This is a genomic window from Bradyrhizobium elkanii USDA 76, assembly GCF_023278185.1.
Taxonomy (GTDB): Bacteria; Pseudomonadota; Alphaproteobacteria; order Rhizobiales; family Xanthobacteraceae; genus Bradyrhizobium; species Bradyrhizobium elkanii.
The window spans coordinates 1,716,900-1,738,928 of record NZ_CP066356.1; the positions used below are offsets into that span (position 1 = coordinate 1,716,900).

24 protein-coding genes and 1 pseudogene are annotated in these 22,029 nt (G+C 66.1%); 12 read left to right on the forward strand and 13 right to left on the reverse strand.

The window, feature by feature from the left end:
- Positions 1 to 194 precede the first annotated feature (194 nt).
- From JEY66_RS08235 to JEY66_RS08255, 5 genes are all read right to left on the reverse strand, one after another.
- The gene (locus JEY66_RS08235) at positions 195 to 485 is read right to left on the reverse strand and encodes a hypothetical protein (protein WP_016844322.1); all 291 of its coding nucleotides are present in this window, start codon (positions 483 to 485) and stop codon (positions 195 to 197) included.
- Between the two features lie 224 nt (positions 486 to 709).
- Complete coding sequence (locus tag JEY66_RS08240; RefSeq protein WP_016844323.1) at positions 710 to 874, reverse strand: DUF3309 family protein; 165 nt, start codon at positions 872 to 874, stop codon at positions 710 to 712.
- A 198-nt stretch (positions 875 to 1,072) separates the two neighbouring features.
- Positions 1,073 to 1,486, reverse strand: a complete 414-nt coding sequence (gene msrB, locus JEY66_RS08245) for a peptide-methionine (R)-S-oxide reductase MsrB (protein WP_016844324.1) — start codon at positions 1,484 to 1,486, stop codon at positions 1,073 to 1,075.
- 21 nt (positions 1,487 to 1,507) lie between these two features.
- Positions 1,508 to 2,224, reverse strand: a complete 717-nt coding sequence (gene msrA, locus JEY66_RS08250; RefSeq protein ID WP_018273556.1) for a peptide-methionine (S)-S-oxide reductase MsrA — start codon at positions 2,222 to 2,224, stop codon at positions 1,508 to 1,510.
- A 379-nt stretch (positions 2,225 to 2,603) separates the two neighbouring features.
- Positions 2,604 to 3,713: an ATP-dependent DNA helicase gene (locus JEY66_RS08255; RefSeq protein WP_016844326.1), complete on the reverse strand. Its 1,110-nt coding sequence runs from the start codon at positions 3,711 to 3,713 to the stop codon at positions 2,604 to 2,606.
- Positions 3,714 to 3,931: 218 nt separating this feature from the next.
- Here JEY66_RS08255 and JEY66_RS08260 point away from each other — a divergent pair, with 218 nt between their 5' ends.
- From JEY66_RS08260 to JEY66_RS08290, 7 genes are all read left to right on the forward strand, one after another.
- Positions 3,932 to 5,137, forward strand: a complete 1,206-nt coding sequence (locus tag JEY66_RS08260; protein ID WP_016844327.1) for an LLM class flavin-dependent oxidoreductase — start codon at positions 3,932 to 3,934, stop codon at positions 5,135 to 5,137.
- Positions 5,138 to 5,354: 217 nt separating this feature from the next.
- A complete protein-coding gene (locus JEY66_RS08265; protein WP_026193336.1) occupies positions 5,355 to 6,305 on the forward strand; it encodes an aliphatic sulfonate ABC transporter substrate-binding protein in 951 nt (316 codons plus the stop codon).
- Between the two features lie 40 nt (positions 6,306 to 6,345).
- Entirely contained in the window at positions 6,346 to 7,299 is a 954-nt protein-coding gene (locus JEY66_RS08270) for a sulfonate ABC transporter substrate-binding protein (RefSeq protein WP_018273555.1), read from the forward strand.
- Positions 7,281 to 8,462: an FMNH2-dependent alkanesulfonate monooxygenase gene (ssuD, locus tag JEY66_RS08275; RefSeq protein WP_016844330.1), complete on the forward strand. Its 1,182-nt coding sequence runs from the start codon at positions 7,281 to 7,283 to the stop codon at positions 8,460 to 8,462. The genes JEY66_RS08270 and ssuD overlap by 19 nt, the downstream gene beginning before the upstream one ends.
- The gene (locus tag JEY66_RS08280; RefSeq protein WP_016844331.1) at positions 8,459 to 9,265 is read left to right on the forward strand and encodes an ABC transporter permease subunit; all 807 of its coding nucleotides are present in this window, start codon (positions 8,459 to 8,461) and stop codon (positions 9,263 to 9,265) included. Before ssuD ends, JEY66_RS08280 begins: the two co-directional genes overlap by 4 nt.
- Before the next feature lie 8 nt (positions 9,266 to 9,273).
- Complete coding sequence (locus JEY66_RS08285) at positions 9,274 to 10,113, forward strand: ATP-binding cassette domain-containing protein (RefSeq protein ID WP_018273554.1); 840 nt, start codon at positions 9,274 to 9,276, stop codon at positions 10,111 to 10,113.
- Between the two features lie 7 nt (positions 10,114 to 10,120).
- A complete protein-coding gene (locus JEY66_RS08290) occupies positions 10,121 to 10,711 on the forward strand; it encodes a flavin reductase family protein (RefSeq protein ID WP_016844336.1) in 591 nt (196 codons plus the stop codon).
- Positions 10,712 to 10,737: 26 nt separating this feature from the next.
- Here the strand turns inward: JEY66_RS08290 and JEY66_RS08295 are convergent, their stop codons facing one another.
- Positions 10,738 to 11,115 (reverse strand): hypothetical protein, encoded by a 378-nt coding sequence (locus tag JEY66_RS08295; protein ID WP_016844337.1) that lies wholly within the window; start codon positions 11,113 to 11,115, stop codon positions 10,738 to 10,740.
- Between the two features lie 168 nt (positions 11,116 to 11,283).
- Between JEY66_RS08295 and JEY66_RS08300 the strand changes: the two genes are divergently transcribed.
- Entirely contained in the window at positions 11,284 to 11,439 is a 156-nt protein-coding gene (locus JEY66_RS08300) for a hypothetical protein (protein ID WP_016844338.1), read from the forward strand.
- Between the two features lie 39 nt (positions 11,440 to 11,478).
- Here the strand turns inward: JEY66_RS08300 and flbD are convergent, their stop codons facing one another.
- The 7 genes from flbD to JEY66_RS08335 form a co-directional block, all read right to left on the reverse strand.
- Entirely contained in the window at positions 11,479 to 12,864 is a 1,386-nt protein-coding gene (gene flbD, locus JEY66_RS08305) for a sigma-54-dependent transcriptional regulator FlbD (RefSeq protein ID WP_016844339.1), read from the reverse strand.
- 54 nt (positions 12,865 to 12,918) lie between these two features.
- Positions 12,919 to 13,269 carry a flagellar motor switch protein FliN gene (gene fliN / locus JEY66_RS08310; RefSeq protein WP_016844340.1) on the reverse strand — a complete coding sequence of 117 codons (351 nt, stop codon included), beginning with the start codon at positions 13,267 to 13,269 and terminating at the stop codon, positions 12,919 to 12,921.
- 20 nt (positions 13,270 to 13,289) lie between these two features.
- Positions 13,290 to 13,913 (reverse strand): FliH/SctL family protein, encoded by a 624-nt coding sequence (locus JEY66_RS08315; protein WP_018273553.1) that lies wholly within the window; start codon positions 13,911 to 13,913, stop codon positions 13,290 to 13,292.
- Complete coding sequence (gene fliG, locus JEY66_RS08320; RefSeq protein ID WP_018273552.1) at positions 13,913 to 14,998, reverse strand: flagellar motor switch protein FliG; 1,086 nt, start codon at positions 14,996 to 14,998, stop codon at positions 13,913 to 13,915. Before fliG ends, JEY66_RS08315 begins: the two co-directional genes overlap by 1 nt.
- Before the next feature lies 1 nt (position 14,999).
- Positions 15,000 to 16,625: a flagellar basal-body MS-ring/collar protein FliF gene (gene fliF / locus JEY66_RS08325; protein WP_026193334.1), complete on the reverse strand. Its 1,626-nt coding sequence runs from the start codon at positions 16,623 to 16,625 to the stop codon at positions 15,000 to 15,002.
- Positions 16,626 to 16,799: 174 nt separating this feature from the next.
- Positions 16,800 to 17,075: a CtrA inhibitor SciP gene (gene sciP, locus JEY66_RS08330; RefSeq protein WP_002714638.1), complete on the reverse strand. Its 276-nt coding sequence runs from the start codon at positions 17,073 to 17,075 to the stop codon at positions 16,800 to 16,802.
- A 175-nt stretch (positions 17,076 to 17,250) separates the two neighbouring features.
- Positions 17,251 to 18,111 (reverse strand): LysR substrate-binding domain-containing protein, encoded by an 861-nt coding sequence (locus JEY66_RS08335; protein WP_016844352.1) that lies wholly within the window; start codon positions 18,109 to 18,111, stop codon positions 17,251 to 17,253.
- A gap of 80 nt (positions 18,112 to 18,191) precedes the next feature.
- On the opposite strand from JEY66_RS08335, the gene mdcA reads away from it, so the two are divergent.
- From mdcA to JEY66_RS08350, 4 genes and pseudogenes are all read left to right on the forward strand, one after another.
- Positions 18,192 to 19,847, forward strand: a complete 1,656-nt coding sequence (mdcA, locus tag JEY66_RS08340; RefSeq protein ID WP_016844353.1) for a malonate decarboxylase subunit alpha — start codon at positions 18,192 to 18,194, stop codon at positions 19,845 to 19,847.
- Between the two features lie 144 nt (positions 19,848 to 19,991).
- A pseudogene (locus JEY66_RS45060) lies at positions 19,992 to 20,756 on the forward strand (malonyl-CoA decarboxylase domain-containing protein); the annotation flags it as partial.
- Positions 20,757 to 20,917: 161 nt separating this feature from the next.
- Positions 20,918 to 21,118, forward strand: a complete 201-nt coding sequence (locus JEY66_RS45065) for a malonyl-CoA decarboxylase domain-containing protein (protein ID WP_253576928.1) — start codon at positions 20,918 to 20,920, stop codon at positions 21,116 to 21,118.
- Between the two features lie 35 nt (positions 21,119 to 21,153).
- Positions 21,154 to 21,933, forward strand: a complete 780-nt coding sequence (locus JEY66_RS08350; RefSeq protein WP_016844354.1) for an alpha/beta fold hydrolase — start codon at positions 21,154 to 21,156, stop codon at positions 21,931 to 21,933.
- Positions 21,934 to 22,029 lie beyond the last annotated feature (96 nt).

Genomic DNA, 22,029 nt, shown 5'->3' on the forward strand with positions numbered 1-22,029 from the left:
CGGGTGGGGGCTCTCTCCGCGATGCGACTCGCGGCGAGAGCCCCCACCCCAGCCCTCCCCCGCAAGCGGGAGAGGGAGCGCAGCATCGTTGCGGTCGCAAGCTCAGCCCAACTCATCATGCTTTAACGCATCTCGCTAAAACAAAAGCCCCCGGATCGATCCGAGGGCTTTTCGTTGAGCGAACGGCAGAAAGCTTATGCGGCGTCGGCGTCGGTCTGGCTGGCGGCCGGGCGCGGACGACGCGGCAGCGGGAAGGCCTCGCTCTCATAGAGCGAGCGGATGCCGTTCTGGTCGAAACGGGCTTCCTCGACCTGGAGATAAGCGCCGTTCAGCGAGTCCGCCGGCAGCTGCTCCATCGCGAACTGCACGGCCTCGGCAGCGGTGCCGAAACGGCGGTAGGCGAAACCCGCCCGCTTCTTCTTGCGGATCGCGGCAGGGAACAGTTCGGCAGATGTGTTATAGTTGAACGGACGCAGGGGACGCATGGTCGACGACCTCTTGTGTTCTTGTCAGTTGGCGTTGCGAAAGGGATTTTGGGGGACGGCGGCCTATTATCGGCGGCGCGCCGTACACGTCATTTCGACCCCTAATATAGGCCTCTTTGACAAAAATGCGACCCCAGAAGCGCCCCCGACAGGGCACATGCTGAATCCGCGCATAGCACGGGGTCCGGCCAGATAAGTCCTTTTGTTTCAATAGTTTATGGTGCTCAAATCTTGTCGAGCCAGGCCAGGATCGCGACCACGATCAAAATCACCCCGAAAAGGCCCATTCCGGAGTGGCCGAGGCCATAGCCGTAGCCGCGAATTCGGCCGCTGTAGCCGCCCAGCAGGATAATCAGCAGAAGGATGATGAGGATCAGTCCAAGCGACATGGCGCCCTCCTCAGAACGGGCGGCAGCCGCACGGCGAGACGCCTACGGCCCCGCGAAAACCGAGCAAAGCACATTCCGGCCTGCGAGTCGTTAAGGCCGTCAGCCAATCACGAGGATGTTGCCGGGGGGCCGGAGCCAAAACAAAGCCCCACGCGACCGGCCTGTTGGTCGCGTGGGGCGCGGCGTGGTGGGGCGGCGTTACTTCTTCTCGTTGAGCTTCAGCGCCGCCGAGTTGATGCAGTAGCGCAGGCCGGTCGGGCCGGGGCCGTCGTTGAAGACGTGGCCGAGATGGCCGTCGCATTTCGAGCACAGCACCTCGGTGCGGATCATGCCGTGGCTCATGTCGCGCTCCTCGTCGACATGGCTCTCGATCGCGGGCTTGGAGAAGCTCGGCCAGCCGCAGCCGGAATCGAACTTCTGGTCGGACTCGAACAGCGTCTGCCCGCAGCCGGCGCAGACATAGGTGCCCTTGCGGGGATCATGCTCGTATTCGCCGGTGAAGGGCCGCTCGGTCGCTTTCTCGCGCAGCACGGCGTACTGGATCGGCGTCAATTCCTTGCGCCACTCGGTCTCACTCTTGCGGACCTTGCCGTCGGTCTTGGTATCGGACATTCAACCTCCTTTGCGAGATGCTCAGTTGGTGACCTTGGTGCTGCCCACCAGCGTCGGCTTCTCGATGTAGTTCTCCGCGAAGATCTTCTTCAGGTTCTCGACCTTCGGGATGTCGTTATACGCAATATAGGGCTGGTTCGGGTGCAGCGTCAGATAGTCCTGGTGGTAGGCCTCGGCCGGATAGAACGCCTCCAGCGCGCCGACCTTGGTGACGATCGGCTTCTTGTAGACCTTGGCGGCGTTGAGCTGGGCGATATAGGCGTCCGCCACCTTCTTCTGCTCGTCGCTGGTGGTGAAGATCGCCGAGCGATATTGCGTGCCGGAATCCGGGCCCTGGCGGTTCAGCTGGGTCGGGTCGTGCACGACGGAGAAGAAGATCTGCAGGATCTTGCCGTAGGAGATCTTCTGCGGGTCGTACTTGATCTCGACCGATTCCGCATGGCCGGTCGTGCCGGTCGAGACTTTCTCGTAATCGGCGTTCGCCTTGCTGCCGCCGGAGTAGCCGGACACCGCGCTGACGATGCCGGCGGTGTGCTGGAATACGCCCTGCACACCCCAGAAGCAGCCGCCGGCCAGCACCGCGGTCTTGATGCCGGATTCCGGCGCGCTCGCGGCCGGCGGCGGGATGATCACGGCGTCCTCGGCGGCAAGCGAGGGCGCAACGGCAAAAGCTGTGACGGCCAGCGCGCCGATCGCGGCGGCGCACAGCGAGAGGCGGCTGAGGGAGCTTTTGGGCATGGGTTCCTCGTGGGATCGCAATTGGGGCCAGTCTAGAGCGGGAGCCGGCATCGGCCAATCAGGACGGGCGGCTCCGACGCTTCAAAATACGGGCGAGGGGACGCTTTGTTACGGCGCTGGCCACACGGTTTCGTGAGGGAAATCAGCGAGGTTCAGGGATGACGGTGATGGATTTTTGCCCGCGGCCTCTCCACGCCCGTCGTCCTGGCGAAAGCCAGGACCCATAATCACCAAATGTACTTTAGGCGGGATCGTGGCCCCAGCGTCCTGCAGCAACAAGCAGCCGGGGTAATGGGTCCTGGCTTTCGCCAGGACGACGCTGAATGTTGGTGTCACACACTCCCCTGCTGTCAGGATGACGTCGGCGCCGGCGGGACTTTCACACCACCACGCTGAGTCGCTTCGCCGCCCGCGTGATCCCCGTGTACAGCCACCTCGCGCGCGAGTCCTGGAACGCAAAACTCTCGTCGAACAGCACGACGTCGTCCCATTGCGAGCCCTGCGACTTGTGCACGGTCAGCACATAGCCGTAGTCGAACTCGTCATAGGGTTTGCGCTGCTCCCACGGCACGCTCTCGACGCCGCCATCGAAGCATTCGCCGCGCACCGAGACCTTGGTGACCTTGTAGCCGAAGTCCTCGTCCGGCATCACGCGCATGGTGATGATCCTGGATTTCGACTGCGCGCGCGCCTTGACCCGCCACAGCCCGCCGTTGAACAGGCCCTTCTTGCGGTTGTTGCGCAGGCAGACCAGCTTGTCGCCGGCAACCGGCAGCGGATCCTCGATGTTCTGCCGTTGCCGCACCCGCATGTTGTAGGCGCGACGGGTGTTGTTGCGGCCGACCAGCACCTGGTCGGCGCTCATCACGCGATCCGGATCGAGCTCCTTGCGCGACACCACCTCGCTCTCGCCGTGGCGGCCGATCTCGAGCTCGCGGCCCTCGCGGATATCCATCGACATCCGCACGATCGGATCGTCCTGCGCCTGGCGGTGCACCTCGGTCAGCATCGCGTCGGGCTCGGCATCGGTGAAGAAGCCGCCGCCCTGGATCGGCGGCAATTGCGCGGGATCGCCGAGCACCAGCAGCGGGCAGTCGAACGACATCAAATCGCGTCCGAGCTCGGCATCGACCATCGAGCACTCGTCGATCACGATCAGCTTGGCCTTCGATGCGGGCGCGTCGTCCCAGAGCTCGAAGCTCGGCTGCTCGACGCCGGACTCGCGGGCGCGGTAGATCAGGGAATGGATCGTCGAGGCGCTGTCGCAGCCCTTGTTGCGCATGACGAGCGCCGCCTTGCCGGTGAAGGCCGCGAACTTCACCTCGCCGTCGACGCCTTCGGCGATGTGGCGGGCGAGCGTGGTCTTGCCGGTTCCGGCATAGCCGAACAGGCGGAACACCGGCGGCGTGCCGCCCTGGCCGGGCTTGGCCTTCAGCCAGTCGGCGACGGCTTTCAGCGCAGTGTCCTGATGCGGCGTGAAGGTGGTCATGGGCTTTCGGAAGAGTGAGCGCGCGACCGATAGCGCCGCGACTCAGGCCAGCACAAGCTAAACATTCATGCGTTCCGATCAAGCCGTCTCCCGCTGCGCGGAATTGGGGTTTCGCCCCCGAGGCTAGACTTGATCCGGGGCGCCACTAGACTGCCCCAAAACAACAAGCGGTCGGGACCACGACAAGTGGTCGAGGAAGCGACCTTGGGAGTGACTCCATGAAATTCGGCATCTTTTACGAGCTGCAATTGCCGCGCCCCTGGAACGACGGCGACGAGCTCAGGCTCTACCAGAACGCGCTGACGCAACTGGAAACCGCCGACCGGCTCGCCTACGACTACGCCTGGGTCGTGGAGCACCACTTCCTCGAGGAATATTCGCACTCGCCGGCGCCGGAATCCTTCCTCGCCGCCGCGAGCCAGCGCACCAAGAACATCCGGCTCGGCCACGGCATCTTCCAGCTCACCACCAATCATCCGGCCCGCGTCGCCGAGCGGGTCGCGGTGCTCGATCTCTTGAGCAACGGCCGCTGCGAGTTCGGCATGGGCGAGAGTGCCTCGATCACCGAGCTGACGCCGTTCGGCCGCGACATGGAGACCAAGCGCGAGGTGTTCGAGGAGGCCGTGCAGGCGATCTTCCCGATGTTCAGCAAGGTCGGCACCGAGCATCACGGCAAGTATTTCGATATACCCTTGCGCAATGTCGTGCCGAAGCCGGTGCAGAAGCCGCATCCGCCGCTCTGGATGGCGTGCTCGCAACTGCCGACCATCGAACGCGCCGGGCAGAACGGGTTTGGCGCGCTCGGCTTTCAGTTCGTCAGCGCCGAGGCGGCGCATGCCTGGGTGCACGCCTATTACAACGCGATCACCAAGCGGCTGAAGAAGCTCGCCGACTACGAGATCAATCCGAACATGGCGCTGGTCTCGTTCTTCATGTGCGCGAAGACCGACGAGGAAGCGCGCCGGCGCGCCGACGGCGCGACCTTCTTCCAGTTCGCGCTGCGCTATTACGGCCAGGCACAGAACCGGCAGCGGCCGGCGCCCGGCACCGTCAACATGTGGGACGAGTACAACAAGTGGAAGCGCGACAACCCGGAGGCGCAGGAGGCCGCGCTGCGCGGCGGCCTGATCGGCTCGCCCGAGACCTTGCGCAAGAAGCTGCGGCGCTTCCGCTCATCGCATATCGACCAGGTGATCCTGCTCAACCAGGCCGGCAAGAACACGCATGAGCACATCTGCGAGTCGCTCGAGCTGTTCGCGAAAGAAGTGATGCCGGAGTTCCAGCACGATCCCGAGCACGATGCCTGGAAGAAGGGCGTGCTGGACGGCTCGATCCAGCTCGAGGAGATCGACACCCAGGCGTTCACGGACCGCTATGGTAAACTGGCGGTCAATGTCGGCTCAAAGGCAGCCGCCGCGGGCTGATCGATTGTTGTACAACGACCTCGCGTTTCCGTGAGGAAAATAATTCGCTACATGCGATCCGCGCCTTAAAAGAAACGGCACGTGCGATGCCAGCACCGAAGTGCTGGCATCGCTATTTTTGTGCGGTGCTCGACAGCTTCATTCGCGCGCCCCATCATCCTGACATCGCATGATCGTGCAGCGCGACAGCGCGCTTGATCGTCAGGAGAGTCTTGGAATGAAGCGTCGTGAGTTCCTCCAGCTGTCGCTCGTCACAGCCGCCGCCGCTGCGCTGTCACGCGGTGCGCAGGCGCAGGCGGACGCGAAGGAAATTCGTATCGGCTACCAGAAGAACGGCGTGCTCGTTATCACGCGGCAGCGCGAGGCCTTGGAAAATCATTTCAAGCCGCAGGGCATCAGCGTGAAATGGGTCGAGTTCTCCTCGGGCCCGCCGATGATGGAAGCGATGAATGTCGGCAGCGTCGATTACGGCGCGGTCGGCGATTCCCCGCCGATCTTCGCGCAGGCCGCGGGCGCCGCCGTCGTCTATGCCGCGGCCCAGCCCATCATCAACGGCTCCGGCATCCTGGTGCCGCAGAATTCGGCGATCGCGTCAATCGCCGATCTCAAAGGCAAGCGCGTCGGCTTCACCAAGGGTTCGAGCGCCCATAACGTCGTGATCCAGACGCTGGAGAAGGCCGGGCTGACTTATGACGACATCACGCCGGTCTATCTGACGCCGCCGGACGCCGGTCCCGCTTTCGCCAATGGCGGCATCGATGCCTGGGCGATCTGGGATCCGTATTTCGCGATCGCCGAGACCAAGCAGAACGGCCGCATTCTGGTCAAGACGCGCGACATCACCAAGACCAACTCGTTCTACATCGCCAACCGCGACTTCGCCCGCAATCGCGGCGCGGTCCTGCAGCAGATCGTCGATGTCACGACGTCGAGCGCGGCATGGGCGCAGGCGCATCCTGATGAGGTCGCCAAATCGCTGGCCGCCATCACCGGCGTGCCGCTCGATATCCAGACCATCGCGGCGAAGCGGGCGGGCTTCTCGGTCGGGCCCGTGACCGACGACATCATCGCGACCCAGCAGGGCGTCGCCGACCGCTTCTTCAAGCTCGGCCTGATCCCGAAGCAGATCGCGATCCGCGACATCGTCTGGCGCAATCCCCAGACCTGATCGGCGCGCGTTTGGTCATTTCAATGCAGAGGATAGTCCCATGACGCGTTTATTTCGACGCTGGATCGCCCGCGGGGTGCTGTCGCTCAGCATCGTCGCCGCAACCGTCAGCGCCTCCTACGGCGAGGACAAGGTGGTCCGCATCGGTTACCAGAAATACGGCAAGCTGGTGCTGCTCAAGAGCAAGGGCTCGCTCGAGGAAAAGCTGAAGGCGGTCGGCACCAAGGTGGTGTGGGCCGAGTTTCCGTCCGGGCCGCCGCTGCTCGAGGCGCTCAATGTCGGCGCGATCGATTTCGGCAACACCGGCGAGGCGCCGCCGATCTTCGCGCAGGCCGCCGGCGCGCCGATCCAGTATGTCGCGTATGAGCCGCCGGCGCCGAAGGGCGAGGCGATCCTGGTGCCGAAGGACAGCGCGATCAAGTCGGTCGCCGACCTGAAGGGCAAGAAGGTCGCGCTGAACAAGGGCTCCAACGTCCACTACCTCTTGGTGAAGGCGCTCGAGAAGGCCGGCGTCAAATATTCCGAGATCGAGCCGGTGTTCCTGGCGCCGGCCGATGCGCGCGCGGCGTTCGAGCGCGGCGCGGTCGATGCCTGGGTGATCTGGGATCCGTTCCAGGCCGCGGCGGAAGCTGCGACCGGCGCCCGCACCGTCGCCGACGGCACCGGCATCGTCGCGAACTATCAGTTCTACTTCGCCTCGAAGAAATTCCTGCAGGCCGATCCGAAAATCGTCGAGCTCGTGCTGGCGCAGCTGAGCGAGGTCGACGACTGGGCCAAGGGCGACATCCATGCCGTTGCCGAGCAGCTGGCGCCGAGCATCGGCCTGTCGGTGCCGGTGGTCGAGGTCGCGTTGAAGCGGCAGGCCTACGGCATCAAGCCGGTCACCGATGCGGTGGTCGCGGACCAGCAGCAGGTCGCCGACACGTTCTTCGCGCTCGGCCTGATCCCGAAACAAATCAAGATTTCCGACGTCGCATGGAGGCCGGGCACGTGAGCACCCCAACCAACGCCAACATCCTCTGGTTCCTGCCGACCCACGGCGACAGCCGCTACCTCGGCACGTCGATCGGCGGCCGCGAGGTGAACTTCAATTATCTGCGCCAGATCGCGCAGGCCGCGGATCAGCTCGGCTATTACGGCGTGCTGCTGCCGACCGGGCGGAGCTGCGAGGATTCCTGGGTGGTGGCCTCGGCCGTCGCGCCCTGGACCGAACGCCTGCGCTATCTCGTGGCGGTGAGGCCCGGCCTGCAGTCGCCGAGCGTCGCCGCACGCATGACCGCGACGCTGGACCGGCTGTCGAACGGCCGCCTGCTGATCAACGTCGTCACCGGCGGCGATCCGATCGAGAACAAGGGCGACGGCATTTTCTTAGATCATGACGAGCGCTACGCGGTGACCCGCGAGTTCCTCAACGTCTACAGCGATCTGCTGGCGGGCAAGACCGTCAATGTCGAAGGCAAGCACATCCGGATCGAGGACGGCCGCCTGCTGTTCAATCCGGTGCAGTCGCCGCGGCCGCCGCTGTATTTCGGCGGCTCCTCGGATGCCGGCATCGACGTCGCGGTCGACACCGTCGACAAATATCTGACCTGGGGCGAGCCGCCGGCGCAGGTCGCCGAGAAGATCGCCAAGGTGAAGGCGGTGGCGGCGCAGCGCGGCCGCAAGCTCTCGTTCGGCATCCGCCTGCATGTGATCGTGCGCGAGACCAATGCGGAAGCGTGGAAGGCTGCCGACGAGCTGATCCAGTACGTCACCGACGACACGGTGGCCGCCGCGCAGAAGATCTTTGCGCGGATGGATTCGGTCGGCCAGCAGCGCATGGCGCAACTGCATGGCGGCCGGCGTGACCAGCTCGAGATCAGCCCGAACCTGTGGGCCGGCGTCGGCCTGGTGCGCGGCGGGGCCGGCACCGCGCTGGTCGGCGATCCCGAGACCGTCGCCGCGCGGATCAAGGAGTATCAGGAGATCGGCGTCGATACCTTCATCATGTCGGGTTACCCGCATCTCGAGGAAGCCTATCGCTTCGCCGAATTGGTGTTCCCGCTGTTGTCGCTGGCGCAGGGCGGCAACGTGACGCCGATCCGGGTCAACACCGGGCCGTTCGGTGAGACCATCGGCAACGACTACCGTCCGCAGAAGCAGGCATCGCAATCATGAGCTTGATCGACAGTTTGCCGCGCGTCGGCGCACCAAAATTGCCCAAGGTCGACGGCCTGATCCCCTGGATCGTGCCGCTGGCGATCGTGCTGGTGTGGCAGCTTGCCTGCGTCACCGGCTACGTGCCCTCGCGGGTGCTGCCGGCGCCGACCGACGTCGCACTGGCGGGATGGAAGCTGCTGCTGTCAGGCGAACTGGTCCGCAACATCTGGGTCAGCTTCTGGCGCGCCTCGATCGGCTTCTTGATCGGCGGCGGCATCGGCTTTGCCTTCGGCCTCGCCAACGGGCTGTCGCAGCTGTCGGCAAAGCTCACCGACACCACCTTGCAGATGGTGCGCAACATCCCGCATCTGGCGCTGATCCCGCTCGTCATCCTGTGGTTCGGCATCGACGAGTCGGCAAAGCTGTTTTTGGTCGCGCTCGGCGTGTTCTTCCCGATCTATCTCAACACGCTGCACGGCATCCGCACCGTCGACCCGCAGCTGATCGAGATGGGCCGCATCTACGGCATGACCGACGGCGAGCTGTTTCGCCGGGTGATCTTCCCCGGCGCGCTGCCCTCGATCTTCGTCGGGCTGCGCTTCGCGCTCGGCATCATGTGGCTGACCCTGATCGTCGCCGAGACCATCGCGGCCTCGTCGGGCCTCGGCTACATGGCGATGCAGGCGCGCGAGTTCATGCTGATCGACGTCGTCGTGCTCTCGATCCTGATCTACGCCTTGCTCGGCAAGCTCGCCGACAGCGCCTCGCGGGCGCTGGAGCGGCTGACCTTGTCGTGGCATCCCGCCTTCCAGAAGAAGTGAGAATGAGAATGCAAGAAGCGCTTCGTTTCGAAACCGCTGAAGCCGAGCCGGTCGACCGCACCGAGATCGTCGTGAAGGCGCGGCAGTTGCGGCGCGTGCCGGAAGGCGCGGCCCGCGGCCTGTCGCTGACCATCCGCGGCCTGCGCAAGGCGTTCGGCGACAATGAGGTGCTGCGCGGCATCGACCTGCACATCCCGGCCGGCCAGTTCGTCGCGATCGTCGGCCGCAGCGGCTGCGGCAAGAGCACGCTGCTGCGCCTGATCGCCGGCCTCGACGCACCGACGGCGGGAAGCATCGCGTTCGGCGAACAGCCGAGGGCCCAGGACGTCCGCGTCATGTTCCAGGAGCCGCGGCTGCTGCCCTGGGCGCGCGTGCTGTCCAATGTCGAGGTCGGGCTGGGGCGCGAGCGTGCCTCCGCCGACGCACAGGCGCGCGCCGAGCGCGCGCTGGTCGAGGTTGGCCTCGGCGACAAGCGCACCCAGTGGCCGTCGGTGCTGTCAGGCGGGCAGAAGCAGCGCGTCGCCCTGGCGCGGGCGCTGGTCAGCCAGCCCCGCGTGCTGGCGTTCGACGAACCGCTCGGCGCACTCGACGCGCTGACCCGGATCTCGATGCAGCAATTGCTGGAACGGGTCTGGCGCGATCAGGGCTTCACCGCGATCCTGGTGACGCACGACGTCGCCGAGGCGGTCGCGCTCGCCGACCGCGTGCTGGTCATCGAGGACGGCCGCATCGCCGAGGATGTCACGATCGACCTGCCGCGGCCGCGCCGGCGCGGGTCGGCCGAACTCGCCGCGCTGGAGGGCGAGATCCTGAAGCATCTGCTCGAAGGCAGCGAAGACAGTCTGTGAGGTCGCCATGAATTCCGTCGTCCGCAATGTTTCGATCGAGCCCGCGGTTGCGGCCGCCGAATTCCGCGGCGCGATGCGTCACCTCACCGGCGGCGTCAGCGTGATCACGGCCGGTCGGGCTAAGGATATTTCGGGAATGACGGTGACCTCGGTGTCGTCGCTCTCGGTCGAGCCGCCGTCCTTGATCGTCAGCATCAACCGCGCGGCCTCGTCATGGCCGCTGATCGCGCGCCACGGCGTGTTCGGCGTCAACATCCTGGCGGCGGATCAACGCGACATCGCCGAGCGCTTCACCGGCAAGGGCGGCCTGAAGGGCGCGGACCGCTTCACCGGGGCCGAGTGGACGACGCGTGCGTCAGGCGTCCCGCTGCTGGTCGGCGCGCTTGCCGCGGTTGATTGCGAGGTCGAGGAGACCATCGAACGGCATTCGCACGTGATCGTCATCGGCCGCGTGCTCGACGTGATTGCGTCGGAGCGTACCGCCGCGCTGGCGTATTGGCACGGCGAGTATGTCGCGATCGACCATGAGGAAGACGCCGCACGGCTGGCCGAGGTCAGCCTGCCGTCGCGTCACGTCCATGTGCGAGGGCCGCGCTAGCGCGCCGTGCTTATCCGGATCGGACTTTAGAAAACTGCGCTCAGCGATGCCGGGCTGTCGATGATCACATTGCTGCCGCGGACGCCAGCCCATACAGCCTGGACGGTCTGAGCCGCATTGGCCAGCGGAATGCCAACGACGAGCGTGGTCGGGATACGGCCAAAGCTCGACGGGGTCTCGTTATAGGTGAAGCTTGCGACGACCGGCGAGACCGTGCCATTGACGGTGACGCCGAACACGCCGCCCGGAATATCGTTTCCCGTGGCGTAGGGATTCGGAACGTTAAGGGTGATGATCGCGGTGGTGCCGACGCCCTCCGGAATCGTCAGGCTGAGGCCTTGCATCGGCGTTAAAGTCGCGGAGGTCGTGGACAGGGTGCCGCTGGTCTGCGCATAAAGGGCCATATCACTCTCCAGTTGTCTAAGAATGTAAACGCAATAGGAGATTGAATAAGGCAACCTGCCGCAAGATTCAAGGGATGACAGCGCCGAGGCCGGCGCGGCATGTTGGTCGTGGCGCTTTCCCGGCGGGCGCATTAAAAGCGCCCGAGATTTCGGAGACGTGACGGTTCGATGAAGCGTGTGGGAACCTGGCTGTTCTATCTCGTCGGTGCGATCGCCGTCGCTTATCTCGCGCTCTATGCCTATGTGACGTTCACCGGTCGCGACATCACGCCGGGCGATCCGATCCGGATCTTCCGCAAGCCCGACGCGCCCAGCTATTCGTGAGACGAGGCCGGCGGCGGGACTTGCCGCCGCCTGGGTTTCTCAGCCGGCGTTCGCCATGCGCTGATAATCGGGCGCGCCATTGCCGGCCGGGGTGATCGGGATGCCGCCGTCGGCATATTCGTTCAGCTTGTTGCGCAGCGTGCGGATCGAGATGCCGAGGATGTTGGCGGCATGGGTGCGGTTGCCGAGGCAGTGCTTCAGCGTTTCCAGGATCAGGTCGCGCTCGACATCGGCGACGGTGCGGCCGACCAGCGCGCGGGTGACCTGCTCGGCGGCAAGCGTCGCGTGCGCAACCGCGGGCGCGGTCTTGGCGAGGTCGAGGCGGTCGCCGTCGGGGGTCAGGATCGCGTCAGAACCGATCTCGTCGCCCTGCGCCATCAGGACCGCGCGATGGATGGTGTTCTCGAGCTCGCGGACGTTGCCCTGCCAGCGGTTCGCGGTCAGGACGCGGCGGGCATCAGCCGAGATCGGACGAACCGGCATGCCGTTGGCTTCGGCATATTTCCTGGCGAAATGCTGCGCCAGTTCGAGGATGTCGGCCGGGCGGTCGCGCAGCGGCGGAATCTTCAGGTTGACGACGTTGAGGCGGAACAGCAGGTCCTCGCGGAAGGTGCCTTCGCGCACCGCCTCCGAGAGGTTGCGGTTCGAGGTCGCGATGATGCGGATGTCGACCGGGACCGGCTTGGTGCCGCCGACGCGATCGATCACGCGCTCCTGGATCGCGCGCAGCAGCTTGGACTGCAGCCGAACGTCCATCTCGGAGATTTCGTCGAGCAGCAGCGTGCCGCCGGTCGCTTCCTCGAACTTGCCGATGCGGCGCGCCACCGCGCCGGTGAAGGCGCCCTTCTCATGGCCGAACAGCTCGGATTCCAAGAGGTGCTCGGGGATGGCGGCGCAGTTGATCGAGATGAATGGCCGCTTGGCGCGGGCCGAGCGGGAATGGACGTAGCGCGCCAGCACTTCCTTGCCCGTGCCGGACTCGCCGGTGATCATGACGGAGGCGTCCGAGCCTGCGATCTGCTGCGCCAGCTTGATCACCCGGCCCATCGCCTCGTCGCGCCAGATCAGGTCGCGCGCGTCGTTGGCGACCGCGGCCAGCACCGCTGCGATCAGCTCGGGATCCGGCGGCAACGGGATGTATTCCTTGGCGCCGGCATGGATCGCGGCGACCGCGGCGCGGGCGTCGTTGGAGATGCCGCAGGCGACGATCGGCACGTGGATGTGCTCGGCTTCGAGCCGCATCACGAGGTCGCGGATGTCGAGACCGACATCGACCAGCAGGAGGTCGGCGCCCTTGCCGCCGCGCAGCACGTTCATCGCCTGTTCGGCGGCCTCGGCGTGGGTCACGGAGGCGCCGTTGTCCATCGCGATCTTGGTCGCGGTCGTGAGCTGGCCCTTCAGGGTGCCAACGATGAGAAGCCGCATGATGATCTCCTGTTCGTCTGGTCGCGCAGGTCCCGCGCGTGACCGCCTGAGTTGTTAAGAGCGTTCTGCCTTGATGATTTCGGTCATGGTCACGCCGAGCTTGTCTTCCACCAGCACCACTTCGCCACGCGCCACCAGGCGGTTGTTGACGTAGATGTCGATCGCCTCGCCGACGCGGCGGTCGAGTTCGAGCACGGTGCCCGGTCCGAGCTTCAAGAGGTCGCCGACGTCCATCTTGGAGCGCCCGAGCACGGCCGAGACCTGCACCGGCACGTCGAACACGGCCTCCAGATCGGCCGCGATGCGCGCGGCATGCTCATCCTCATTGTAGCCGATGTCGTCGATCCCGGGCGCCTCGGCGGAGTTGAGATCGGGAAGCGGGACTTGGGTGTCGGTGTCGCTCATGGTTCAGCCCTCAATCGCCTTCAGCCGGCCTGGCCGCGGGACGCCAGATAGCGCCCGACGAGTTCGTTGATCTTGCCTTCGATCGCAGCGCGTTCCAGCACGACGCCGCCATCGGCCCATTCGATCCGGCAGTCGCCGGTCGCAATCGTCGGCTCGGCCAGAATCACCAGCCGGCCCTGAAAGCCGGAATGCGCCGCCATCCGCTCGATATTGTCATGCGCCGCCTCGTAGAGCGCGTCATTGATGCGCACCACGAGATGCGGCGTCGCCACCAGATGCGAGAAGCAGTCGGAGACCAGCGCGGTGATCTCGCCGAGCGGCTCGCGCGCGATCAGCTCGGAGCAAAGCTTGCGGGCGACCGCCACCGCGACGTCCACGGCCTCGGTCTCCATCCGCGTCTCGATGCCGGCGAAGCGCGCCGCGATGCCCTTGATCGCGGTGCCGATCTCCTCCAGCGCCTGCGCGGCGCGGCGGTCGCTCTCGACCTTGGCCTCGCGCAGCGCGGCCTCGTAGCCGGCGCGATAGGCCCGGGCCTCGGCATCGGCGACCTTCTGCGCGACCTCGGCCGGCGTCGGCGCGCGTTCGCGCGCGCGGTCCGGCGCCGAGAAATCCGTGTCGAACAGGAATTTTGCGGGCGCGGCCATCAATACACCAGCTCGTCGTCGGCGCGGTTCTTGGTCAGCGTGATCTCGCCGCGGGCGGCGAGGTCCTTGGCGAGGTTGACCAAGAGCGCCTGCGCCTCGTCGACATCGCGCAGCCGCACCGGGCCCATCGCGGCCATGTCGTCCATCAGCATCTTGCCGGCGCGCGAGGACATGTTGCCGAGGAAGAAGCTGCGCACCTCCTCGTTGGCGCTCTTCAGCGCGACGCCGAGCTTGTCCTTGTCGATGTTGCGCATCAGCGTCTGGGCCGAGGCGGTATCGAGCTTGATCAGATCGTCGAAGGTGAACATCAGCGCCTTGATGCGCTCGGCGGATTCGCGGTTTTCCTCTTCCAGCGAGGTGATGAAGCGGGTCTCGGTCTGGCGGTCGAAATTGTTGAAGATCTCGGCCATCACCTCATGGGCGTCGCGGCGGCGGGTCTGCGACAGGTTCGACATGAACTCGGTGCGAAGCGTCTGCTCGACGCGCTCGATGACTTCCTTCTGCACCGCCTCCATCCGCAGCATGCGGCCGACCACGTCGAGCGCAATGTCCTCTGGCAGGATCGCGAGCACGCGCGCGGCGTGCTCCGGCTTCAGCTTCGACAGCACCACGGCGATGGTCTGCGGGTATTCGTTCTTGAGGTAGTTGGCGAGCACCTCTTCCTGCACGTTGGAGAGCTTCTCCCACATGTTGCGGCCGGCGGGGCCGCGGATCTCGTCCATGATGCCGGAGACGCGCTCGGCCGGCAGGTATTGCTGCAGCAGCCGCTCGGTGGCGTCGAAATTGCCCATCAGCGCGCCGGAGGCCGACATCCGCGAGACGAATTCCAGCATCAGGTCCTCGACCACGTCGGCCTCGACGGTGCCGAGGGTCGACATGTGGACCGACAGCTCGCGGACTTCCTCGTCGTCGAGCATCGACCAGATCTTGCCGCCATACTGCTCGCCGAGCGCGAGCATCAGGATTGCCGCGCGCTTCGGGCCGGGCAGCGGCTTGCCCTTGGGCCGGGCGCTTTGCCGGTTTGCCAGCGTCGAGAGGACGGTGGCGATGTCGTTGGCGTTGGTGGTCTGGGGTACGGCGGCCATGTCAGTTCTCTACCGGCTCGCTCAGCCATTGACGGACGATGGAGACGGTTTCGTTCGGATTGCGTTCGGCGAGCTCGCCGACCCGGTGCACGGCCTGGGCGTGGACCTGACCCTGGATCTGGGCGACGTCGATCAATTGCGCCGCGCCGCTGCCGCTCGGGATCAGCGCCTGGCCGGGCGTGCCGGTGCTCTCGGGGGCTTCGGCCAGCGCGGGCATGCCCGCGCCGGTCAGCGCCGGAATGACGTCGGCCGCCACGATGCGCTTGACCAGCGGACGGACCACCATGAACAGCACGACGAGGCCAAGCATCATCATGACGCCGAGCTCGATGACGTACATCACGTCATCCTTGGTGAACTGCAGCATGCCGAGCAGGCCGGTCGGCTCGGCGATCGGCTGCGCGGCGGGCGGCTCGGCGAAGCGCAGGTTGACGACCTCGACCTGGTCGCCGCGCTTCTGGTCGAAGCCGATCGCGGAGCGGACCAAGGCGGCGATGCGGTCGAGCTGCTCCTTGGTGCGGTCCTGGTAGACCAGCTCGCCTTTTTCGTTCTTGGAGTAGCTGCCGTCGACCAGCACCGCGACCGAGATGCGGTTGACGCGGCCGGCCTCGGTCACCTCGGTCTTGGTGGTGCGGGAAATCTCGTAATTGTTGGTCTCTTCGCTCTTCTTGCTCTGGTCGCGGGCGCGGGCGGCGTTGTCCTGGTTCTGGCTGCCCGGCAGCTCGTTGGCGACGGTCACCTGGCCGGAATTGTCGGCGGTGAGGCTCGATTCCTCGCGGGTCTGGGTCGAGCGCAGCACGCGACCCTCGGGGTCGAACTTGTCCGAGGTCTGGGTGATCTTGTTGTAGTCGAAGTCGGCGGAGAGCTGGACGCGGGCGCGGCCCGCGCCGACCACCGAGGAGACGATGTCCTCGACCTGCTTGCGCATCCGCTTCTCGAAGGCGGCGCGGCGCTCGTCGCCGACCGCGGCGTCGGCATCGGACTGGGCGCCGTCGGCGAGCAGCTGGCCCGCCTCGTCGACGATCGAGACCCGCTGCGGCTTCAGCCCGTTGACCGCGGAGGCGACGACGTGGCGGATCGCCCGGATCTGCTGCGGCTCCAGCGCGCCGCGCACCCTGAGCACGATCGAGGCGGAGGGCTCCGGCGTCTCGCGCGAGAACAGCGGCTTCTCCGGCAGCACGAGGTGGACGCGCGCGGCTTGGACGCGGTCGATGGCGCGGATGGTGCGGGCGAGCTCGCCCTCCAGCGCCCGCAGATGATTGATGTTCTGGACGAAGCTCGTGGTGCCCAAGGCATCCGACTTGTCGAAGATCTCGTAGCCGACGCCGCCGCCCTTGGGCATGCCGCCTTCGGCGAGCTTCATCCTGAGCCGCGTCACCTTGTCCTTCGGCACCATGATCGCGGCGCCGTCATTGCGCAGCTCGAACGGGATCGCCTGGCGCTCCAGCTCCTTGATGATGGCAGAGGAATCCTCGGTCGAGAGGTCGGTGAAGAGGGTGGTCATCTGTGGCGTCGTGACGCGCATGATGACGAAGGCGAAGAAGCCGATCAGGGCCGCGGTGACCGCAACCATGGCCGCGAGGCGGGCCGCACCAAGACCTCTCAGGAAAGCAACCAGACTTTGCACCAACGGCCCCCAGGGATTCGGCCCGCGCGGGTCCGACTGGGCAAATATTGCCTAGGGTATGGTTTCCATATGGTTAACGAAGGTTAAGGACCGCGGCAAAATCGCGGACATGAAAAAAACCGGCTTCGCAAAGCGAGGCCGGTTTTCGTCAAATGCCACAGGATCGGCGCCGAATTACTGTCGATATTGCTGGATGCGGGTGGTGCGCAGCCCGGCCAGACCGTGCTGGTCGATCGAGAACTGCCAGGAAAGGAATTCATCGACGGTCAATGTGTAGCGGCTGCAGGCCTCCTCAAGGGAGAGCAGGCCGCCGCGAACCGCAGCAACGACTTCGGCCTTGCGGCGGATGACCCACCGTTTGGTACCGGGGGCCGGCAAATCCGCAATCGTTAACGGGCTGCCGTCAGGCCCGATGACGTATTTCACCCTCGGGCGATGGGGTTCTGTCATGGCGTACTCACAAACTCTCAACCACTGAACTCGCAAGGGGTAAGCTACGCCTCCCGGTTTAAAATTTGCCTAAGCCCAAGCGTTCAATACGAATCTCGTTGGAACGGCCGGGAACAGGGGGCTCTGCCCGCCGGCAGGCAGACCGGCGCGCAGCGCAATTCGCGGTTCGGCGCGCTCAAATCGTGGGGCGCAGGGGACCGCGCGCCAGCGTCAGCAAGGCATCGGCGAGTGCTTCCGCGGCCTTGTCCGGCCGTCTTTTCTCGTAGATGGCGAATTCCAGATCGGGAAGCGGCGGCAGGCCGTCGCCAATTCCGAGAATGCGCAGGCCCGTGGTGACGGCGCTGAGCGGCAGCGGGGTGACGGCAAGTCCCGCGACGGCGGCGGCGCGGACGCCGGTCAGGCTCGGGCTGGTATAGACGATCTCCCAGCCGAGCTCGCCGTCGCGCAGCGCGGAGAGCGCGGCGTCGCGCGACACCGATCGTTCGCGGTACAGCGCCAGCGGCAGCGGCGCGCCGGGAACGAGATCGAACGTGTCCGCCGCGGTCCACACCAGCGGCTCGCGCCACACCAGGCGGCCTTTCGACGTTCCGAGTGGCCGCTTGGCGAACACCAGATCGAGCCGGCCCGCATCGAGCTGCTCAATCAGTTCGGCGCTGACGCCGATCTGCACCTCGAGCTTGACCCCGCGATGCAGCGCGGCGAAGCGGCCGAGCGCCGACGGCAATGAGCCGCCGGCGACTTCCTCGACAACGCCGAGACGGACCGCGCCGGACAGCCGCGGCGCCACCAGCCGCTGCCGTGCCGCCTCCTCGAGCTGCAGCAGACGCCGAGCGTCCCCGAGCAGCATCTCGCCTTCGTCGGTCAATGCGACACTGCGCGTCGTGCGCCGGAACAGCGGCCGCCGGGTCTCGAGCTCGAGCCGCTTGATCTGCTGGCTGATGGTCGACTGGGTCAGATGCAATTGCTCGGCGGCGCGGTGGAAGCCGCCGCAATCGGCGACCGCGACGAAGGCCCGCAAGAGTTCGAGGTCGAGCATCGATTAATCCATATTCGTAATCAATCATATTATAGAATATCGTTTCTATTATCAATGTCGGCCGCGTACCTTCGCTTCAGATGATCAAGCAAGGAGAGGCCATCATGTCGGAGACGACCCAACGAACCGATCGCACGGCGCGCCTGGCGCGCGCGCGAGCTGTCTGCGGCACGAACGGAAAGGTCTGTCCGCCCGACCGCGCGATCGAGCTGCTCGAGGCGGTCATCGCATCCGGCGACCGGGTGGCGCTCGAGGGCGACAACCAGAAGCAGGCGGACTTCCTGGCCGCGTGCCTCGCCGGGGTGAACCCGGCGCGGGTGCATGATCTGCACATGGTGCAGTCGGTGCTCGCGCTTCCCGATCATCTCGCGGTGTTCGAGCGCGGCATCGCCAACCGCCTGGACTTCGCCTTTGCCGGCCCGCAGAGCCGCCGCCTCGCCGAGCTCGTCGCCGCCAAGGCGCTGCGGATCGGCGCGATCCATACCTATCTCGAGCTTTACGCGCGGATGCTGGTGGACCTGACGCCGCAGGTTGCGCTCATCGTGGCCGACAAGGCCGATCGCGACGGCAATCTGTACACCGGCCCGAACACCGAGGACACGCCGACCATCGCCGAGGCCGCGGCGTTCCGCGGTGGCGTCGTCGTGGCGCAGGTCAACGAGATCGTCGATCACCTGCCGCGCGTCGACATCCCCGGCGACTGGGTCGATGTCGTGGTGCCCGGTCCGAAGCCGTACGCGATCGATCCGCTGTTCACGCGCGATCCCGCCAAGGTCAGGGACGAGAACGTCCTGATGGCGATGATGGCGCTCGCGGCGGTGTACGAACCTTATCAGGTGACACGGCTCAATCACGGCATCGGCTATGCCACCGCGGCGATCGAGCTGATCCTGCCGACCTTTGCCGCCAGACGCGGGCTGAAGGGCAGGGTCGCGCGGAATTTCGTGCTCAATCCGCATCCGACGCTGATCCCCGCCATCGAGGCCGGCTTCGTCGACAACGTCTATTGCTTCGGCTCGGAGCTCGGCATGGAACGCTATGTCGCCAGCCGTCCCGATGTGTTTCCGGTCGGCGCCGACGGCAATCTGCGCTCCAACCGCGCGCTGGCGCAGGTCGCCGGACAATATGCCTGCGATCTGTTCGTCGGCGGCACCTTGCAGATCGACCCCGAGGGCAACAGCTCGACCGCCACCAAGGACCGCATCACCGGCTTCGGCGGCGCGCCGAACATGGGCGCCGATCCGCGCGGCCGGCGCCACGACAGCGTTGCCTGGCTGCGCGCCGGCGAGGAAGCAGGCGAGCGCCTGCGCGGCCGCAAGCTCGTGGTGCAGATGGTGCAGACCCGGCAGCCGAACGGCGCGGCGAGCTTCGTCGAGCGCCTTGACGCGTTCGACCTCGCGGCCTCGGCCGGCTTCGCGCTGCCGCCCGTCATGATCCATGGCGACGACGTCAGCCACGTGATCACCGAGCGCGGCGTCTGCAACCTGCTGCGTTGCCGCTCGCCGCAGGAGCGCGAGGCCGCCTTGCGCGCGATCGCCGGCGACACCGAGTTCGGCCGGCGGCAGGACGCCGGGACGACCGACGGCCTGCGCCGCCGCGGCATCGTGATGCTGCCGTCCGATCTCGGACTCGACGTCGAGACGGCGACGCGCGACTGGCTCGCCGCGAAATCGATCGACGACCTCGTCGCCGCATCGGGCGGCCTCTACGCGCCGCCCGCCAAATTCCGCCGCTAGAAGGAGGCCCCCATGACCCACGCCGAGCACATCCCAGGCAGCCCGCCGGCCTCGCTCGATCAAGCGAGGCAGCTCGCCGCGGCATTGTTGTCCGAGCGCGGCGAAGCGTCGGGCGCCCTGATCGCGCGCCAATTGCAGCAGACCATGCGCGTGCTCGATGCCGACGGCCGGCACGGCTTTCAACGCTATCTGGCGAGTGCGTTTCAGCCCGACGCGGCGGCGCTGCAGGATGCGGCGAAGCGTTATCTTGCCGACGGCACCGCGGCGGCCGCGGCCGCTTTGGCCGACGCCGCCGATCCGCCGCGCCAGGAGGTGTTGCGGCGGATGAACATGGCGCCGGGCGGCACGGCGAGCCTGATCGCGATGCGCAGCGAGATCGCCGGCCGTCTCGGCTCCGAACCGGAGCTGAAGCTGCTCGATGCAGATCTCAAGCATCTGTTCGTCTCATGGTTCAACCGCGGCTTCCTCGAGCTTCGCCGCATCGACTGGCAGTCGCCGGCCGCCGTGCTCGAGAAGCTGATCGCCTATGAGGCAGTGCACGAGATCAAGGGCTGGGACGATCTGCGCCGCCGCCTTGCGCCCGACCGCCGCTGCTTTGCCTTCTTCCATCCCGCGCTGCCCGGCGAGCCGCTGATCTTCGTCGAGGTCGCGCTGGTGCAGGGATTGGCCACCGCCGTGCCGCCGCTGCTGGTGCAGGATGCGGATCAAGACAGCGCAGGCCTCAGGGCCGCGCATGCCGACACCGCGATCTTCTATTCGATCTCCAACTGCCAGGACGGATTGCGCGGCGTGTCGTTCGGCAATTTCCTGATCAAGCAGGTGGTCGAGGAGCTGCAAACGGAATTCCCGCAGCTGAAGCGCTTCTCCACGCTGTCGCCGATCCCGGGCTTCCGGCGCTGGCTCGGCCAGCAGCCGCAATCCGGCGGCAACGAGGTCGCGATGCTGCGCGAGCTGGACCGCGAAGGCTGGTGGCATGACGCCGCGCCCTGCGAGACCTGGCGTCCGGTCCTGATGAGGCTGTGCGCGCATATCTCACGCGCTCGCCGGCGTCCGGGAATCGCATCGATCCGGTGGCGCGCTTCCATCTCGGCAACGGTGCCCGATTGGAGCGGATCAACTGGCTCGGCAACACGGCCGATCGCGCGATGGCGGAATCCTTCGGCATCATGGTCAACTATCTTTACGATCACGACAGCATCGAGCGTAACCACGAGGCCTTTGCGCGCGTAGGAGAGATTGTCCGTTCACCGCAGGTGGACGCGCTTCTCTGATTTTCAACTCACCATACAAGCAACGGAGCAGTGACATGATGATGAACAGACGCGCCTTCTCGACCGCCTTGCTCGCCGGAGCCGCGGCTTCACTGGTGTCCTCGCGCGGCATGGCCGCCACCACGCCGCCGGTCACGGCGCGCAACGTCGTGCTGGTGCACGGCCTGTTCGCCGACGGCTCGTGCTGGTCCGAGGTCATTCCGCGCCTGCAGGCCGCCGGGCTCAACGTCACGTCGGTGCAAAATCCGCTGACCACGCTGGCCGACGCGGTTGCCTCCGCGCTGCGGGTGCTCGATCGCCAGGACGGTCCGACCGTGCTGGTCGGCCATTCCTTCTCCGGTATGATCGTCACCGAGGCCGGCGTGCACCCGAATGTCTCGGCGCTGGTCTATGTCGCGGCGCGCGCACCCGATGCGGATGAGGATTACACCGCGCTGGCCAAGACCTATCCGACCCCGCCCGCGAGCGCCGGCATCGTGTTCGACGGCGATGAGGGCCGGCTCAGCGAACAAGCGTTCCTGCGCGATTTCGCCGGCGACCTGCCGGAGGCGAAGGCGAAGGTGCTCTATGCCGTGCAGCAGCCGTTCCACAAGCAACTGCTGGCCGGCAAGACCAGCCATGCGGCCTGGCGCAGCAAGCCGAGCTACTACGCCGTCTCGACCGAAGACCGCACCATCAATCCGGATCTCGAGCGCTTCATGGCCAAGCGGATGGGCGCCACCACGATCGAGGTGAAGGCCAGCCATCTCGCGCTGATCTCGCAGCCGGACGCGATCGCGCGGCTGATCCTCGACGCCGCGCGGCAGCCGAGCTGAGCGTCGGCGTTGACCGTGCGTGGGAGAGCATCCGCTTCTCCCGCGCACGATGACGAAATCGCCGTGGGGACGTATAGGCGCTGCCGGGGCCGCCTA